The sequence below is a fragment of the Flavobacterium aestuarii genome (assembly GCF_040049115.1).
Taxonomy (GTDB): Bacteria; Bacteroidota; Bacteroidia; order Flavobacteriales; family Flavobacteriaceae; genus Flavobacterium; species Flavobacterium aestuarii.
On record NZ_JBDLZZ010000013.1, the window covers coordinates 90,254 to 105,360 of the forward strand.

Sequence of the window (15,107 nt, forward strand, 5' to 3'; positions counted from 1 at the left end):
AAATGCTATAATTTGTTTTTAAAATATATACTAAAACGTTTTATTAGTTGCGAATTGTTAATATTTGATAATTAATTAACTTTAAAAAAGGAAATATGTTGCTTTTTTGATTATTATTGTAATTCGTTGATAATTTAATTATCGGCAGTTATTACCTTAATATTTTTAATATTTAGCAAATGGAAAGACGAGAAGCACTAAAAAAAATTGCCTTTTTGATGGGGGGAGCAATTTCTGCCACTACAATGGGAGTTTTGTTTGAAAGTTTTACTGTATTGGAACCCGAAAAAAGCAGTTATTTTTATACAGCCACGGATGAAGACATTTTGGCTGAATATTCCGAAATCATTTTGCCAGCAACAGCAAAATCCCCAGGAGCTAAAGCGGCAGGTGTCGGAGCATTGATTGCTTTAATTATAAAAGATTGTTACCCAGCTAATCTTCAAGCTGTTTTTAAAAAAGGTTTTGATGAGATGTTAGTTCTGTCTAAAACTAAATTTAATAAAGAATTTTTAAGTCTCAATGACGAAGAAAAAAAACAGCTCATGAATGAATTAAAACAGCAGTCAATTGATAATAATCACGAACCTTCTTTCTTTTTGATAGCTAGAGATTTAACCATATTGGGTTATTTTTCTTCAGAAATCGGCTGTACTATGGCTAGGGAATATTTGCCAATTCCTGGAAAATATGATGGAAATGCAGATTACATTCCCGGACAGAAAGCCTGGGCAACATAAGGATCTGGCCATTTTAAAAATTATTTTATTAATTGATAAAAAGAGACAAGTGAATATCAATACCGATTTTAAAAAGCAAAACACCTATGACGCAATTGTCATAGGATCTGGAATAAGCGGCGGTTGGGCAGCCAAGGAATTAACCGAAAAAGGGTTAAAAGTACTAATGCTCGAACGCGGAGAAAACATTGAGCATATAAAAGATTATGATTCGGCTATGAAAGCTCCTTGGGAAATAGCTTATTGCGGCAAATTAACCGAAGAACAAAAACGCACACATCCTGTACAAACCAGAGATTACCCATACCAGCAGGCAAATGAAAAATGGTGGGTTAATGATTTAGAATGTCCATATACCGAAGATAAACGTTTTGACTGGTACAGAGGTTTTCATGTAGGCGGTAAATCCTTGATGTGGGGACGCCAGAGTTATCGTTTCAGTGATCACAATTTTGAAGATAATCTTAAAGATGGCCATGGAAATGACTGGCCAATCCGTTATAAAGATATTGCACCCTGGTATGATTACGTTGAGAAATTTGCAGGAATCAGCGGTCAGAATGAAAATTGGCCTCTATTGCCTGACGGTCAGTTTCTGCCTCCTATGGATATGAACTGTGTTGAAAAATCAGTGAAAGAACGCATCGAAAAGCATTATAACAAATCCAGAATAATGACTATTGGGCGTACGGCAAATTTAACTGTTCCGCACTTAGGAAGAGGCAGTTGTCAATATAGAAATTTATGCAGCAGAGGATGTCCATTTGGCGCTTATTTCAGCACGCAGTCTTCAACTCTGCCGGCTGCTATGGCTACTAAAAAATTAACCGTGCGTCCCTACTCGATTGTCAATCATATAATTTATGATAAAGAAACCAAGAAAGCCAAAGGCGTTATGGTTATTGATGCTCAGACAAATGAAAGCATGGAATTTTATGCCAAAATTGTTTTTGTAAACGGATCAACGTTAGGTTCCACATTTGTTTTATTGAATTCAACTTCTGAAGCACATCCGAATGGATTGGGTAACGACAGCGGACATCTTGGACACAATTTGATGGATCATCATTTTAGATGCGGTGCCGAAGGAACTGTTGAAGGTTTCGAGGACAAATATACTTATGGACGAAGAGCCAACGGTATTTATATTCCAAGGTATCAGAATTTTAAAGACGACAAACGAGATTATTTACGAGGATTTGGATATCAGGGTGCAGCAAGCAGAGGAAACTGGCATAAAGAAGTTGCCGAATTGGATTTTGGTGCCGATTTCAAAGAAATTTTATCCAGACCAGCTGAATCGTGGACTATGGGATTAGGTGGTTTTGGAGAAATGCTTCCATATTATGAAAATAAAGTGTACATCGATCATTCTAAAAAAGATAAATGGGGACAGCCTGTACTTGCAATTGACTGTGAATACAAGGATAACGAGGCCAAAATGCGTGAGGATATGATGTATGATGCTGCGGAAATGCTTGAAGCGGCTGGTGTCAAGAATGTAAAAGCGTATGACAACGGCTGTTATCCAGGGATGACAATTCATGAAATGGGTACCGCGCGTATGGGCAACGATCCAAAAGAATCTGTATTGAACAAATGGAACCAGATGCATGAAGTGAAAAATGTATTTGTTACTGATGGTTCCTGTATGCCTTCGAGTGCCTGCCAGAATCCTTCATTGACCTATATGGCCTTAACTGCTAGAGCTGTAGATTATGCTGTAAAAGAATTAAAGAAAAAAAACATATAGAGTTTTACGACTATTTAATTATGAGAAAATTAAAAATGGGAATGATCGGCGGTGGCAAAAATGCTTTTATCGGAGCAGTTCACCGCATTGCTGCAAATATGGACGGATTAATCGAACTGCATTGCGGTGCTTTTAGTTCTAATCCTGATGTATCCCTTGAGTCTGGTAAAGAATTGGGCTTAGCAGGAGAGAAATGTTATGAATCCTATATTCAAATGATTGAGACAGAGGCAAAATTACCTCAAAATGAGAGAATGGATTTTGTTTCGATAGTTACTCCAAATCATGCCCACTTTGCTCCTGCGATGTTAGCATTAGAAAATGGTTTTCATGTTGTTTTGGACAAGCCGATGACTTTGACTTTGGAGGAAGCCAGATTATTGGAACAAAAAGTTAATGAAACTGGACTTTATCTGTGTCTTACACATACTTACGCCGGCTATCCGATGGTAAAACAGGCAAGGAATATGGTTGCTGAAAATCATTTTGGAAACATTCGGAAAATAATGGTTGAATATCCGCAGGGCTGGCTAAGCACTGACTTTGAAAACGGAGGCAATAAACAGGCAGCATGGAGAACAGATCCTTCCAAAAGCGGAATCAGCGGCTGTATGGGGGATATTGGAACTCACGCAGCACATTTGGCAGAATACATTTCAGGATTGAAAATCACACAAATTTGTGCTGACATTAATACTGTAGTAGTTAATAGAAGACTGGATGACGACGGAAATGTACTGCTTAAATTTGATAATGGTGCCAATGGTATTCTAGTGGCCAGCCAAATTGCAGCCGGTGAAGAAAACAGCTTAAAAATTAAGGTATATGGCGAAAAAGGAGGATTAGAATGGCATCAGATGGAACCAAATACTTTAATTGTAAAATGGCTGGACTCCCCTGCTCAATTGTACCGAAGCGGAAACGGATATTTATCACCAATTGCCGCTTTCAATACCCGAACCCCAAGCGGACACCCAGAAGGATATTTGGAAGCTTTTGGGAATTTATACAAAAACTTTGCTTTGACTTTACAATCTAAATTAGAAGGTAAAGAACCAGCAGCAGAAATGCTTGATTTTCCAACAGTAAAAGATGGTGTCCGCGGCATGGCATTTATAGAAAATGTAATAGCTTCTGGAAAATCTTCTCAAAAATGGACCGAATTTAAAATTTAAATAGAATCAAATGACGACAATGCAAGGACCTGCCGTTTTTTTGGCACAATTTATATCTGATGAAGCTCCTTTTAATTCTCTGGAAGGAATTTGCCAATGGGCTGCTAATCTGGGATTCAAAGGCATACAGATTCCAACTCTGGATTCCCGATTTATTGATCTGCAAAAAGCTGCTGAAAGCAAGACTTATGCTGATGAGCTAACTGGAATTGTTGGTTCATACGGCTTAAAAATATCTGAACTCTCCACTCATCTGCAAGGTCAGCTGGTTGCTGTTCATCCTGCGTATGATGATTTTTTTGATGGGTTTGCACCGCAGGCTTTGCGCGGAAACTCAAAAGCAAGACAAGAATGGGCAGTACAGCAATTACATTATGCAGCGAAGGCTTCTCAAAACTTAGGGCTTAATGCACATGCTACTTTTAGCGGTTCGTTATTGTGGCAGTATTTTCATCCCTGGCCACAGCGTCCGCCTGGTTTAATTGAAGAAGGATTCAAGGAACTGGCTAACCGCTGGTTGCCAATCCTGAATGAATTTGATCAAAACGGTGTGGATGTATGCTATGAAATTCATCCGGGAGAAGATTTATTTGATGGCGAAACTTACGAAATGTTTCTCAAAGCGGTAAACAATCATCAGCGTGCCTGCCTGCTTTATGATCCTTCGCATTTTGTGCTGCAGCAGTTAGATTATATTCAGTACATCGATTTTTATCATGAAAGGATCAAAGCTTTCCATGTCAAAGATGCCGAATTTAACCCAACAGGTAAACAAGGAACTTTTGGAGGTTATCAAAGCTGGGTAAACCGCGCAGGACGTTATCGCTCGCCCGGAGACGGCCAGATTGATTTTAAAACTATTTTTAGCAAATTAGCGCAGTATGATTACAAAGGCTGGGCAGTAATGGAATGGGAATGCTGTTTAAAAAACCAGGAAGACGGTGCCCGCGAAGGAGCCGAATTTATAAAAAAACACATCATTAAAGTTACAGATAAAGCTTTTGATGATTTTGCAGCGGTAGAAACGAACACACAGCTTAACAGAAAAAATTTAGGACTTTAAAAAACATAAACAGTAAATAATGAAAATTAAAATTATAGCAGGAATAATAGCTTTGGGAAGTTTAAGTTCTTTTTCGAGTATTGAAACAGTTTCAAACAGATACAGCAGTGGTAAAAATGAAATCCAGCTTTCTGAAGGAGAAAAAATAATGGCAAAACTAGATTGTGCTACTTGCCACAAAATAGATAAAAAAGTTATTGGTCCCTCCTATTTAGATATAGCAAAAAAATACCCTGCGAATGATAAAAATATCAGCTACCTGTCAGATAAAATTATTAAAGGAGGTTCAGGAGTCTGGGGAGCTATTCCGATGGCACCACATACAGCATTAAAAAAAGATGATGCTAAAAAGATTGCCAAATACATTCTGTCATTGAACAAATAAAATTGTAAAACCTATTTATGGATCAAGATTTTAATCAAAAAAAAGAGCCAGAATCTGCTCTTCGCAGAGATTTTCTTAAAAAAGGAGTACTGGCAACAGCTGGTTTAATGATTATTCCCAGGCATGTCATGGGAAGAGGCTTCATTGCACCTAGTGACCGCTTACTGATTGCCAGTATCGGTGTAGGCGGAAAAGGAAGATCTGATGTTGGTTCTTTTGAGAAAAGCGGACTTGCAAATGTAGCTTACTTATGTGATGTGGATACAAGAAGAGCCGCTGATAGTGTTAGAGCTTTGCCTAAAGCAAAGTTTTATAAGGATTGGCGGGAAATGCTGGACAAAGAGCATAAAAATTTTGATGCAGTTTCAGTATCAACCCCAGATCATAATCATGCTATTCAGGCCTTTTCGGCTATGCAGTTAGGCAAGCATGTGTATGTACAAAAACCAATGGCACACGATATTTATGAAGCACACATGATGACTCTGGCTGCATCTCGTTATAAAGTGGTTACGCAGATGGGAAATCAGGGTTCGTCTAATGATGGTACCCGAATTATGAAAGAATGGTATGATGCAGATTTAATTGGAGATGTCCATACAGTGTATGCTTGGACTGATAGGCCTGTATGGCCACAAGGCATTCCGTGGTCAACTGCAAAAACCGAAATTCCTAAAGAATTAGATTGGGATTTATGGCTTGGAACTGCACCATATAAAAATTATGTAGATAAATTAGTTCCTTTCAACTGGCGTGGCTGGTGGGATTATGGCACAGGTGCCTTAGGAGATATGGGCTGTCACTTGATGGAGGCTCCTTTTTCTGTATTAAATTTAAAATATGCCAAAGATGTACAGTGCAGTGTAGGTTCAGTATATATTGATGAATTTAGAAGAGGCTATTTTCCAGAAAGCTGTCCTCCTTCTAGTCATGTAACCTTGACATTTCCAAAAACAGACAAAACTAAAGGTGATATCAAAATGCATTGGATGGATGGCGGCATACAGCCGGATCGTCCTGAAGAATTAGGTGCTAATGAAATCTTTGGCGATGGAGGAAATGGTACTTTATTCATTGGGACTAAAGGAAAAATGCTTTGCGATACTTATAGCGAAAATCCAAGGTTATTGCCTTTGAGCCGTAATGAAAATTTAAAGATAGCTGAAAAATATCCTCGAGTAAAAGATGGAGCCAATGGGCATCAAAAACAGTGGATAGAAGGATGCATTGCTGGATATGGCAAGAAAGAGCTCAGTTCTCCTTTTGAAATTGCTGGCCCATTAACTGAAGCTTTATTAATGGCAAATCTTGCGGTAAGAGGTTATGATCTGCATAAAGAATACTTGGGAGAAGATGTATATCCAGGCCGTTCGGTAAAATTGCTTTGGGATAATGATGCCAAGAAAGTGACTAATGTCGATGATGTAAATCAGTTTGTAAAACGTAATTATAGAGAGGGTTGGAAAAACCTGAGTTTTTAATATATTAAAATTAAATAGTAAAACCATGAAAAAGATTATTATAACAGTATTAGCATTCAGTTTATTTCAAACACTGCAGGCACAAAAAGGATTTAAACCAATTTTTGACGGAAAAACTACAACAGGCTGGCATTCATACGGAAAAACTACAGCAGGACCTGGCTGGAAAGTTGAAGATGGCGTTTTGCGCTTTGATCCCGAAGCTGCGAAAAATGGACAAGGAGGAGATTTGGTAACCGATGCTGAATATGAAAATTTTCATTTAAAGCTGGATTGGAAAGTAGCTCCTAATGCCAATAGCGGTATAATTTTTTATGTTAATGAAAATCCGCAGAAATATAAAAACACATACGAAACAGGTTTAGAAATGCAGGTTTTGGATAATGACGGACATCCTGATGGAAAAATCACAAAACATCGTGCAGGTGATTTGTACGATTTGATACAAAGTAAATCCGAGCCGGTTAAGCCTGTTGGCGAATGGAATACAGCTGAAGTTGTTTGTAAAAATGGTAAGCTGACGTATGTTTTAAATGGTGTAATTATTGTTGAAACAGTACTTTGGGATGATAATTTTAAAGCATTGGTTGCAGGAAGCAAATTTGCTGCATGGCCAGGTTTTGGAACTTTTAAGAAAGGAAAAATTGCTTTGCAAGATCATGGTGATAAAGTTTGGTACCGCAACATTGTGATTAAGGAATGGAATACAATGGAAACTACAACTGGCTGTAAATAATAACTTCTCTATTCATCTAACCAAAAAACAACCTTTTATTTTATGAATACAACTATCCGCATTAAATTATCTGTAATGATGTTTCTGGAATTTTTCATTTGGGGGGCATGGTTTGTTACTCTTGGAACTTTTCTGGGAAACAATTTAAAGGCTTCTGGCTCAGAAACAGCAGCTATATTTTCAACTCAATCCTGGGGCGCAATTATTGCACCTTTCATTATTGGCTTAATTGCAGATCGATATTTTAATGCGGAGAAAATTTTGGGCTTATTGCATCTTTTGGGTGCATTTTTAATGTATCAGATGTATCAGTCTGAAAATGTGGGGCTTTTTTATGCTTATGTTTTAAGCTATATGATTTTGTATATGCCAACATTAGCCTTAGTAAATTCGGTAGCATTTAATCAGATGAATGACCCGGAAAAAGAGTTTGCAAATATCAGGGTCTGGGGTACAATTGGCTGGATTTTAGCAGGTTTATCTATTAGCTTCCTGTTTCATTGGGACTCGGCCGAAGCCATTTCCCAAGGATTGCTTAAAAACACTTTTCTTTTGGCGGGGATTGCTTCCCTGGCATTGGGTTTATTAAGTTTTGCATTGCCAAAAACGCCACCGAAAGTTAGTGAAGGGAAAATCAAAATTGGAGACATCATTGGTCTTTATGCTTTAAGGCTTTTGAAAGATAAAAATTTCTTCATATTTTTTATATCTTCAATATTAATATGTATTCCATTAGCTTTTTACTATCAAAATGCGCATCCATTTTTAACTGCCTCAGGTGTTGAAAATCCAACTGGAAAAATGGCTATTGGACAAATATCCGAAGCATTATTTTTATTATTGATTCCAGTATTTTTTACACGTTTTGGATTCAAGAAAACAATTTTAGTAGGGATGTTTGCCTGGGCAGTCCGTTACCTCTTATTTGCTTACGGCAATGGGAATGATTTAAGTTTTATGCTTATCCTTGGAATTGCTTTACACGGAATCTGCTATGACTTTTTCTTTGTATCAGGACAGATTTACACTAATTCGAAAGCTGGAGAAAAATACAAAAGCGCTGCTCAGGGACTTATAACACTGGCTACTTATGGCATTGGAATGCTGATTGGTTTTGCTGTTGCAGGCTGGATTACTGATAATTTCAAGACTATGGACGGTGCAGTAAACTGGCAGATGGTATGGATAATTCCTGCAGGAATAGCTTTTGCAGTTTTCTTGATTTTTGCACTTTTATTTCAGGATAAAAATAAAATCCAAAACGAGATTTAAAATTTAATACAGAAAAAATGAGTACCACTTTTGATAGAAGAACTGCAATAAAAGGAATTCTCGCTGGAACTGTAACTTTAGGAGTTTCATCTGGCTTTGCATCAGTTTTGCCTTCTGCAGAAGAAAATCCAGAATTTATATCCAATACGTTGAAAGGAAAAATCAATCATTCGGTGGCACGCTGGTGTTTCAGTGATTTTGATATTGAGACACTTTGTATTGAGGCAAAAAAAATTGGCATTACAGGAATTGATCTGGTAGGGCCAAAAGATTGGCCCGTTTTAAAAAAGCACAATCTTGTTTCTACAATGTGTAATGGTGCCGAATTGAATTTAGTTGATGGTTTTAATGATATAAAATTTCATGCACAGCTAATAAAAAATTATGCCGAAATGATTCCGCTGGTTGCAGAAGCTGGTTATAAAAACCTGATCTGCTTTAGCGGGAATCGCAGAGGAAAAACAGATGAAGAAGGCTGGAACAATTGTGTACAGGGATTAAAACAGCTGATTCCAATTGCAGAAAAGTACAAAGTGACTTTAGCAATGGAATTGTTGAACAGTAAAATTAACCATAAAGATTATCAATGTGACAGAACTTATTGGGGTGCCGAACTGGTAAAAAGGATTAATTCTGAAAATTTCAAGCTGCTTTACGATATTTACCACATGCAGATAGACGAAGGTGATGTGATTCGTACCATAAAGGAAAACAGCAGATACATTGCTCATTATCATACAGGAGGAGTTCCAGGACGCAATGAAATTGATGAAACTCAGGAACTCAACTATAGTGCTATAATGAAAGCTATCACAGATACTGGTTTTACTGGATTTGTTGGACAAGAATTTATTCCTAGTCAAAAAGATAAAATAGCCTCATTGAAAAAGGCAATTCAAATTTGTGATATTTAATTTTTTAACCAAAAAGCAAAACAATGATAAAGAGAAGAGATTTTATAATAAACAGCGGCTTGGCATTAGGTGCGATAGCAATAGCTCCTTCCCTGGCCTTTTCGGCCAAACCCAAAAATATAGGCCTTCAGTTGTATACATTGCGGGAGTCCTTTTCTAAAGATGTCAAAGGAGTTCTAGAACACGTATCTAAATCTGGATATAAGGAAGTAGAGACTTATGGTTATTCAAGCGATAAAGGTTTTTTTGGTACATCTGCAAAAGATTTTAGAAAAATCCTCGATGATAACGGTCTTAAAGCATCCAGCGGTCATTATGATTTTAAGACATTTATAAAAGGTGAAGGTTCTGATTTTTTAAAGGCTTCCATCGAATGTGCAAATCAGCTCGGAAGCGAATATGTTGTTATTCCGTGGCTGGAGGAAGATTTAAGAAGCAAAATCGATGATTACAAACGAATTGCCCAAAAAGCGAACGAAGCTGCAGATCTTTGTAAACGAGCTGGCTTGAAATTAGCATATCACAATCATGATTTCGAATTTAAAAAATTTGGAAATCAAACAGGTTATGATGTTTTGTTACAGGAAACTGATAAAAAATTAGTCGATTTCGAGCTGGATTTATATTGGGCTGTTCGTTCTGGAAATGATCCTTTGCAGTTATTTAAGGCTCATCCTGGCCGTTTCACTATGTGGCATGTAAAAGATATGGACAAATCCAAAGCAGAATGGAATACTGAAATTGGTGAAGGAAGCATTAATTTTAAAGCCATTTTTGATGAAGCTAAGCTCTCTGGAATGAAACACTTTTTTGTAGAACAAGAAACTAATTATTCGCCAAATCCAAGTGATTCAATTAAAGCCAGTTGGGAATATGTATCTAAACAGCTGATGTAATATTAGATATCTGGAAAAAGCACAATAAATCTGAATAAAAAAGACCAGCATCGGCTGGTCTTTTTTGTATAAAATATTTTAGTTTACATTCTTCGAAAAAACATAAAAATCTTTATCTACTTCTAATTTTTCAATTTTAGAAGGACTGTTCAGTTCTGTCCAATCGGTTTTTGGCTTTAAGATTACTTCAGTACCATTCAATAACACTTGAACTGGCATATCAAATTCTGGAACTGTATTGTTCCAGCGGTATTTCAATGTATTTCCTTTAAAAGAATATTCCAATACAGGTATTCTTATATCTCTTAAATACTGATCAAAGACTTTGCTTAAATCTACCCCGGCTTGAGTACTCAAATAATCCTCGATTTGTTTTGTAGTTACCGTTTGATGATAAAAAGTGCTGTTTAGGCCTCTTAGAATAGATTTCCATTTGGCATCATCATTCAATATCTGGCGAATTGTATGCAGCATATTTGCTCCTTTTGGATACATATCTCCTGAACCTTCATTATTTACATCATATTTTCCAATAATTGGTGCATCGTTCTGGATGTTATTTCTACATCCAATTACATATTCTGCGCCAGCCTCTTTTCCATAATAATACTCAACAAAAAGACATTCCGAATAATTGGTAAAACTCTCATGGATCCACATGTCAGCAATGTCTTTATAGGTAATATTATTGGCAAACCATTCGTGCCCTGATTCATGAATAATAATAAAATCGAATTTCAGTCCCCAGCCAGTACCGCTTAAATCACGACCTAAATAACCATTTTTAAAGCCATTTCCGTAAGTCACGCTGCTTTGGTGTTCCATGCCTAAATATGGAGCTTCAACTAATTTGTAACTGTCTTCATAAAATGGATATGGACCAAACCAGTTTTCTAGTGCTTTCAGCATTTTTGGAGCATCTTTGAAATGATTTTTGGCTACTGCCAAATTATCTCTTAACACATAATAACTGCAGTCTAAGCTGCCTTTTTCGCCTTTATATTTCTCTGAAAAATTAACGTAATCCCCAATATTAATATTTACTCCATAATTATTGATTGGATTGGAAACGTACCAATTAAATGTCTGTGTGCCATCATTTTCTTTTTTAACGCTTTGCAGTCTTCCATTAGAGACATCGGTCAAATCGCCAGGAACGTTAACACTGATCAGCATGTTTTCAACTTCGTCATACATGTGATCTTTGTTTGGCCACCATACGCTGGCACCCAGACCCTGACAGGATGAAGCTATAAAATCCTTTCCGTTTTTATCTTTTTTCCAAGTAATTCCTCCATCCCAAGGCGGCCTGACAGCTTCTTTAGGTTTTCCGCCAAAAGAAATTATTATCTCTTTGGTTTCTCCCACTTTTTGAGGAGCCGATAACTCTATAAAGAAAGCATTTCCTTCTCTAATGAATTTCTGTTCTTTGCCATCTTGAGTTACTTTGAAAATTTTCATAGGCTCCTGCAAGTCAATCTGCATTTTATTATCGGCTGATAAAATAGTGTAGCGAACTGTATTAGAGCCTGTAATGGTTTTTTCGGATGGATTGACTTTAATATCTAAATGATAATGCTTTAAATCCCACCAAGCTCGTTCTTTAGTAATGCTTCCGCGTAGAGTATCCTGATGTGTAAAAACAGTTTCAGACTTATTAAGAAGTCCTTGTGCCTGAATAGCATTAGAAATCAACAAAGACAATATTAAAAGGTGCAGATGTTTTTTCATGAATTTTATAGTTTTGTATCAAAAATACATACATTTTTTGAGTTTTTGCAAACAAAAGAAGCCTAACAGTAAAATTAAATACTATTAGGCTGTTCTATGCAAACAGAAAAATATTTATTTCTGGCGCCTTTTCAAAACATCTACAACATCATTCAATTGATAGCCTTTTGCCTGCAGTAAAATCAGGTAGTGAAAAAGCAAATCGGCGCTTTCATCGAGGAACAAATGGTCGTTATTATCTTTAGCTTCAATAACTACTTCAACAGCTTCCTCCCCTACTTTCTGCGCAATTTTGTTGATGCCTTTTTCAAATAATGAAGCAACATAACTTTTCTCTGAATCGGCATTTTCTCTTCTGGTTTTGATTGTATTTTCCAAAGCCGAAATGAATCCATAATTAGCTTTGTTAGGTTCCTGCCAGCAGGTGTCAGCTCCCGTGTGGCAAGTTGGCCCCACTGGTTTTGCCTGAATCAAAAGCGTATCGCCGTCACAATCGTTTTTAATATCTACAAGTTCCAAAAAGTTACCGCTCTCCTCTCCTTTTGTCCAAAGTCTTTGTTTGGAACGGCTGAAGAAAGTTACTTTTTGAGTTTCGATTGTTTTTTGAAGCGATTCTTCGTTCATATACCCCAGCATCAGAACATTTTTTGTTTCTGAATCCTGAATTATCGCTGGAATTAATCCGTGTGCACTTTTGATATCTATATCCATTATTTAAAGTTTGAAATTAGAGGTTAGAGGTTAGAAGTGAAAAAGGTTAAAACTAAGATTAGAGTGGAAATTAAAAATTAGAAAAATTATAGATTCTTACAACTTCTGACTTCTAACTTCTGACTTCTAACCTTTTTCACTTTTAAATTCTAACTTCTATATTGTTGTTTTTAAGTTCTTTTTTTAATGCTTTGATTTCTATTTCCTTAAAATGAAATACGCTTGCCGCTAATGCCGCATCTGATTTCCCATCAATAAAAGTATCGGTGAAATGCTGTATGTTTCCCGCCCCGCCAGAAGCGATAATCGGAATATTTACTAATTCTGAAAGTTTAGACAAAGCTGCATTTGCAAAACCATTTTTAGTTCCGTCGTGATCCATTGAGGTGAAAAGAATTTCTCCTGCCCCCCTTTGTTCTACTTCTTTTGCCCAATCAAATAGTTTAATTTCTGTCGGAACTTTTCCTCCTACCAAATGCACAATCCATTCGCCATCAATCTGCTTTGCATCAATTGCAACAACCACACACTGGCTTCCGAATTTTTGTGCCAAATCATTAATCAGCTGCGGATTTTTCACCGCCGATGAATTGATAGAAACCTTGTCAGCACCATTTTGAAGCAAAACTTCAACGTCACTTACTGCTGAAATTCCGCCCCCAACAGTAAACGGAATATTGATAGTTGCAGCTACTTTTCGAACCAAATCAACTAATGTTCTTCTTCTTTCCTCAGTTGCCGAAATGTCCAGAAAAACCAATTCATCAGCCCCTTCATCCGAATAGATTTTAGCCAATTCTACGGGATCTCCTGCATCACGCAAATCTACGAAATTAACGCCTTTTACGGTTCTTCCGTTTTTTATGTCGAGGCAGGGTATTATTCTTTTTGTTAACATTATTTAAAGTTTGAGATTAGAGGTTAGAATTTAGAAATTCATGACCTTTAAAAAAATTACTTCAATTTACTTTTTGCCGTATTAATTGAAGATACTATTATTGCAACCAATTCATTAGCTTCTTTGCATAATCTTATCATTTCATTTTTTACGTTTTGATCTTCTAAATCATATAATTCCAATAAAAGTTCAATAAAAAAATGACTTTCATCAGCTTCCTCTTCAACTATTTTTAATTTGTTGATGAAGTCTGCTGTTGATTTTCCTCTTTGTGATGCTCTGTAATTAGCCCCCACTGAACTTGAACATCTTATCAATTGATTTACATAGGCATTATACTCTCGTGAATGAGGAAAATTTCTGCAAAGCTTTCCACAATCGATAGCGAATTTTTTAGTTCTTGTTTTTAAATCCTGCATAATTTGAAGTTAGAGGTTAGAGATTAGAAGTTTGAAATATGAGGTTAGAAATACGAAATTAGAAATAAATCAGAAGTAGTTTTCTATTCCAACAACTTCTAACTTCTCATTTTTAACCTTTTTCCACTTCTAATCTCTAACTTCTTATTTCTAACCTTGAATTATATAATTCTCCAATTGTTTCAACGAAATTCTTCCTTCGTAAATCGCTTTCCCGATAATGGTTCCTTCACAACCTAATTCGGCTAGCTTAGGTAATTCATCAAAGGTCGAAATCCCTCCCGATGCGATTAATTTCAGTCCTTTTGCCTGCTCTAAAATTTTAGCATATAAATCAAAACTTGGGCCTTCAAGCATTCCGTCTTTGGCGATATCCGTACAAATCACATACTGAATTCCTTTTTTCTGATAGTCTTGAATAAATGGAACCAAATCTTCGTTTGAATCTTCCAGCCAGCCTGAAACGGCTACTTTTTCATTAGTAGCATCAGCTCCTAAGATGATTTTATCCGAACCGTATTCTGCAATCCATTTTTCGAAAATAGTACGATTTTTCACAGCAATACTTCCGCCTGTGATTTGGTTCGCACCGCTTTCAAAAGCTATTTTCAAATCTGAATCGGCTTTTAGGCCACCTCCAAAATCAATTTTTAATTTGGTCTGTGTGGCGATTTGTTCCAATATTTTATAATTGACAATCTTGCTGGATTTTGCTCCATCCAAATCAACCAAATGCAAATACTCTATTCCGTGCGCTTCGAATGATTTGGCCACTTCAAGCGGATTTTCGTTGTATATGATTTTGGTATTGTAGTCGCCTTTGGATAAGCGGACACATTTTTCTTCGATGATGTCTATTGCGGGTATTATTCTCATTTATTTTTAATTTTAAAGATTTAAAAATTGAATAATTTAAAGATTTGTAATTAATGA

General features: G+C 36.5%; 15 protein-coding genes. 10 read left to right on the forward strand and 5 right to left on the reverse strand.

What is annotated here, in order from left to right:
- Positions 1-179: 179 nt before the first annotated feature.
- From ABEG11_RS13960 to ABEG11_RS14005, 10 genes are read left to right on the forward strand one after another with little or no spacing between them, the layout of a single operon-like run.
- Entirely contained in the window at positions 180-740 is a 561-nt protein-coding gene (locus ABEG11_RS13960; protein ID WP_348824785.1) for a gluconate 2-dehydrogenase subunit 3 family protein, read from the forward strand.
- A complete protein-coding gene (locus tag ABEG11_RS13965) occupies positions 700-2,493 on the forward strand; it encodes a GMC oxidoreductase (protein ID WP_348824786.1) in 1,794 nt (597 codons plus the stop codon). Before ABEG11_RS13960 ends, ABEG11_RS13965 begins: the two co-directional genes overlap by 41 nt.
- Before the next feature lie 20 nt (positions 2,494-2,513).
- A complete protein-coding gene (locus ABEG11_RS13970; protein WP_348824787.1) occupies positions 2,514-3,668 on the forward strand; it encodes a Gfo/Idh/MocA family protein in 1,155 nt (384 codons plus the stop codon).
- Positions 3,669-3,678: 10 nt separating this feature from the next.
- The gene (locus ABEG11_RS13975) at positions 3,679-4,731 is read left to right on the forward strand and encodes a sugar phosphate isomerase/epimerase family protein (RefSeq protein ID WP_348824788.1); all 1,053 of its coding nucleotides are present in this window, start codon (positions 3,679-3,681) and stop codon (positions 4,729-4,731) included.
- A gap of 19 nt (positions 4,732-4,750) precedes the next feature.
- On the forward strand, positions 4,751-5,116 hold the full coding sequence (locus tag ABEG11_RS13980; protein ID WP_348824789.1) for a c-type cytochrome: 366 nt from the start codon (positions 4,751-4,753) through the stop codon (positions 5,114-5,116).
- A gap of 17 nt (positions 5,117-5,133) precedes the next feature.
- The gene (locus ABEG11_RS13985; protein ID WP_348824790.1) at positions 5,134-6,597 is read left to right on the forward strand and encodes a Gfo/Idh/MocA family protein; all 1,464 of its coding nucleotides are present in this window, start codon (positions 5,134-5,136) and stop codon (positions 6,595-6,597) included.
- A gap of 25 nt (positions 6,598-6,622) precedes the next feature.
- Complete coding sequence (locus ABEG11_RS13990) at positions 6,623-7,333, forward strand: 3-keto-disaccharide hydrolase (protein WP_348824791.1); 711 nt, start codon at positions 6,623-6,625, stop codon at positions 7,331-7,333.
- 42 nt (positions 7,334-7,375) lie between these two features.
- A complete protein-coding gene (locus ABEG11_RS13995) occupies positions 7,376-8,605 on the forward strand; it encodes a nucleoside permease (protein WP_348824792.1) in 1,230 nt (409 codons plus the stop codon).
- A gap of 17 nt (positions 8,606-8,622) precedes the next feature.
- Positions 8,623-9,519 (forward strand): hydroxypyruvate isomerase family protein, encoded by an 897-nt coding sequence (locus ABEG11_RS14000; RefSeq protein WP_348824793.1) that lies wholly within the window; start codon positions 8,623-8,625, stop codon positions 9,517-9,519.
- Between the two features lie 23 nt (positions 9,520-9,542).
- The gene (locus ABEG11_RS14005; protein ID WP_348824794.1) at positions 9,543-10,415 is read left to right on the forward strand and encodes a sugar phosphate isomerase/epimerase family protein; all 873 of its coding nucleotides are present in this window, start codon (positions 9,543-9,545) and stop codon (positions 10,413-10,415) included.
- Positions 10,416-10,493: 78 nt separating this feature from the next.
- On the opposite strand, the gene ABEG11_RS14010 is transcribed toward ABEG11_RS14005, so the two are convergent.
- The 5 genes from ABEG11_RS14010 to hisA form a co-directional block, all read right to left on the reverse strand.
- Positions 10,494-12,146, reverse strand: a complete 1,653-nt coding sequence (locus ABEG11_RS14010; protein ID WP_348824795.1) for a M1 family metallopeptidase — start codon at positions 12,144-12,146, stop codon at positions 10,494-10,496.
- A 114-nt stretch (positions 12,147-12,260) separates the two neighbouring features.
- Complete coding sequence (gene hisIE, locus ABEG11_RS14015) at positions 12,261-12,857, reverse strand: bifunctional phosphoribosyl-AMP cyclohydrolase/phosphoribosyl-ATP diphosphatase HisIE (RefSeq protein WP_348824796.1); 597 nt, start codon at positions 12,855-12,857, stop codon at positions 12,261-12,263.
- A 142-nt stretch (positions 12,858-12,999) separates the two neighbouring features.
- A complete protein-coding gene (gene hisF / locus ABEG11_RS14020) occupies positions 13,000-13,755 on the reverse strand; it encodes an imidazole glycerol phosphate synthase subunit HisF (RefSeq protein ID WP_348824797.1) in 756 nt (251 codons plus the stop codon).
- Between the two features lie 56 nt (positions 13,756-13,811).
- Complete coding sequence (locus ABEG11_RS14025; protein WP_348824798.1) at positions 13,812-14,174, reverse strand: four helix bundle protein; 363 nt, start codon at positions 14,172-14,174, stop codon at positions 13,812-13,814.
- Positions 14,175-14,324: 150 nt separating this feature from the next.
- Positions 14,325-15,050: a 1-(5-phosphoribosyl)-5-[(5-phosphoribosylamino)methylideneamino]imidazole-4-carboxamide isomerase gene (hisA, locus tag ABEG11_RS14030; RefSeq protein ID WP_348824799.1), complete on the reverse strand. Its 726-nt coding sequence runs from the start codon at positions 15,048-15,050 to the stop codon at positions 14,325-14,327.
- Positions 15,051-15,107: the final 57 nt, after the last annotated feature.

Excerpts from the sequence above, each read along its gene's own strand:
- ABEG11_RS13990 (WP_348824791.1), top strand. The coding sequence starts at position 6,623 with ATGAAAAAGATTATTATAACAGTATTAGCATTCAGTTTATTTCAAACA.
- hisA (WP_348824799.1), bottom strand. The coding sequence starts at position 15,050 with ATGAGAATAATACCCGCAATAGACATCATCGAAGAAAAATGTGTCCGC.
- ABEG11_RS14000 (WP_348824793.1), top strand. The coding sequence starts at position 8,623 with ATGAGTACCACTTTTGATAGAAGAACTGCAATAAAAGGAATTCTCGCT.
- ABEG11_RS14010 (WP_348824795.1), bottom strand. The coding sequence starts at position 12,146 with ATGAAAAAACATCTGCACCTTTTAATATTGTCTTTGTTGATTTCTAAT.
- ABEG11_RS13985 (WP_348824790.1), top strand. The coding sequence starts at position 5,134 with ATGGATCAAGATTTTAATCAAAAAAAAGAGCCAGAATCTGCTCTTCGC.
- ABEG11_RS13960 (WP_348824785.1), top strand. The coding sequence starts at position 180 with ATGGAAAGACGAGAAGCACTAAAAAAAATTGCCTTTTTGATGGGGGGA.
- ABEG11_RS13965 (WP_348824786.1), top strand. The coding sequence starts at position 700 with ATGCAGATTACATTCCCGGACAGAAAGCCTGGGCAACATAAGGATCTG.
- ABEG11_RS13975 (WP_348824788.1), top strand. The coding sequence starts at position 3,679 with ATGACGACAATGCAAGGACCTGCCGTTTTTTTGGCACAATTTATATCT.
- hisIE (WP_348824796.1), bottom strand. The coding sequence starts at position 12,857 with ATGGATATAGATATCAAAAGTGCACACGGATTAATTCCAGCGATAATT.
- ABEG11_RS13970 (WP_348824787.1), top strand. The coding sequence starts at position 2,514 with ATGAGAAAATTAAAAATGGGAATGATCGGCGGTGGCAAAAATGCTTTT.
- ABEG11_RS14025 (WP_348824798.1), bottom strand. The coding sequence starts at position 14,174 with ATGCAGGATTTAAAAACAAGAACTAAAAAATTCGCTATCGATTGTGGA.
- ABEG11_RS13980 (WP_348824789.1), top strand. The coding sequence starts at position 4,751 with ATGAAAATTAAAATTATAGCAGGAATAATAGCTTTGGGAAGTTTAAGT.
- ABEG11_RS13995 (WP_348824792.1), top strand. The coding sequence starts at position 7,376 with ATGAATACAACTATCCGCATTAAATTATCTGTAATGATGTTTCTGGAA.
- hisF (WP_348824797.1), bottom strand. The coding sequence starts at position 13,755 with ATGTTAACAAAAAGAATAATACCCTGCCTCGACATAAAAAACGGAAGA.
- ABEG11_RS14005 (WP_348824794.1), top strand. The coding sequence starts at position 9,543 with ATGATAAAGAGAAGAGATTTTATAATAAACAGCGGCTTGGCATTAGGT.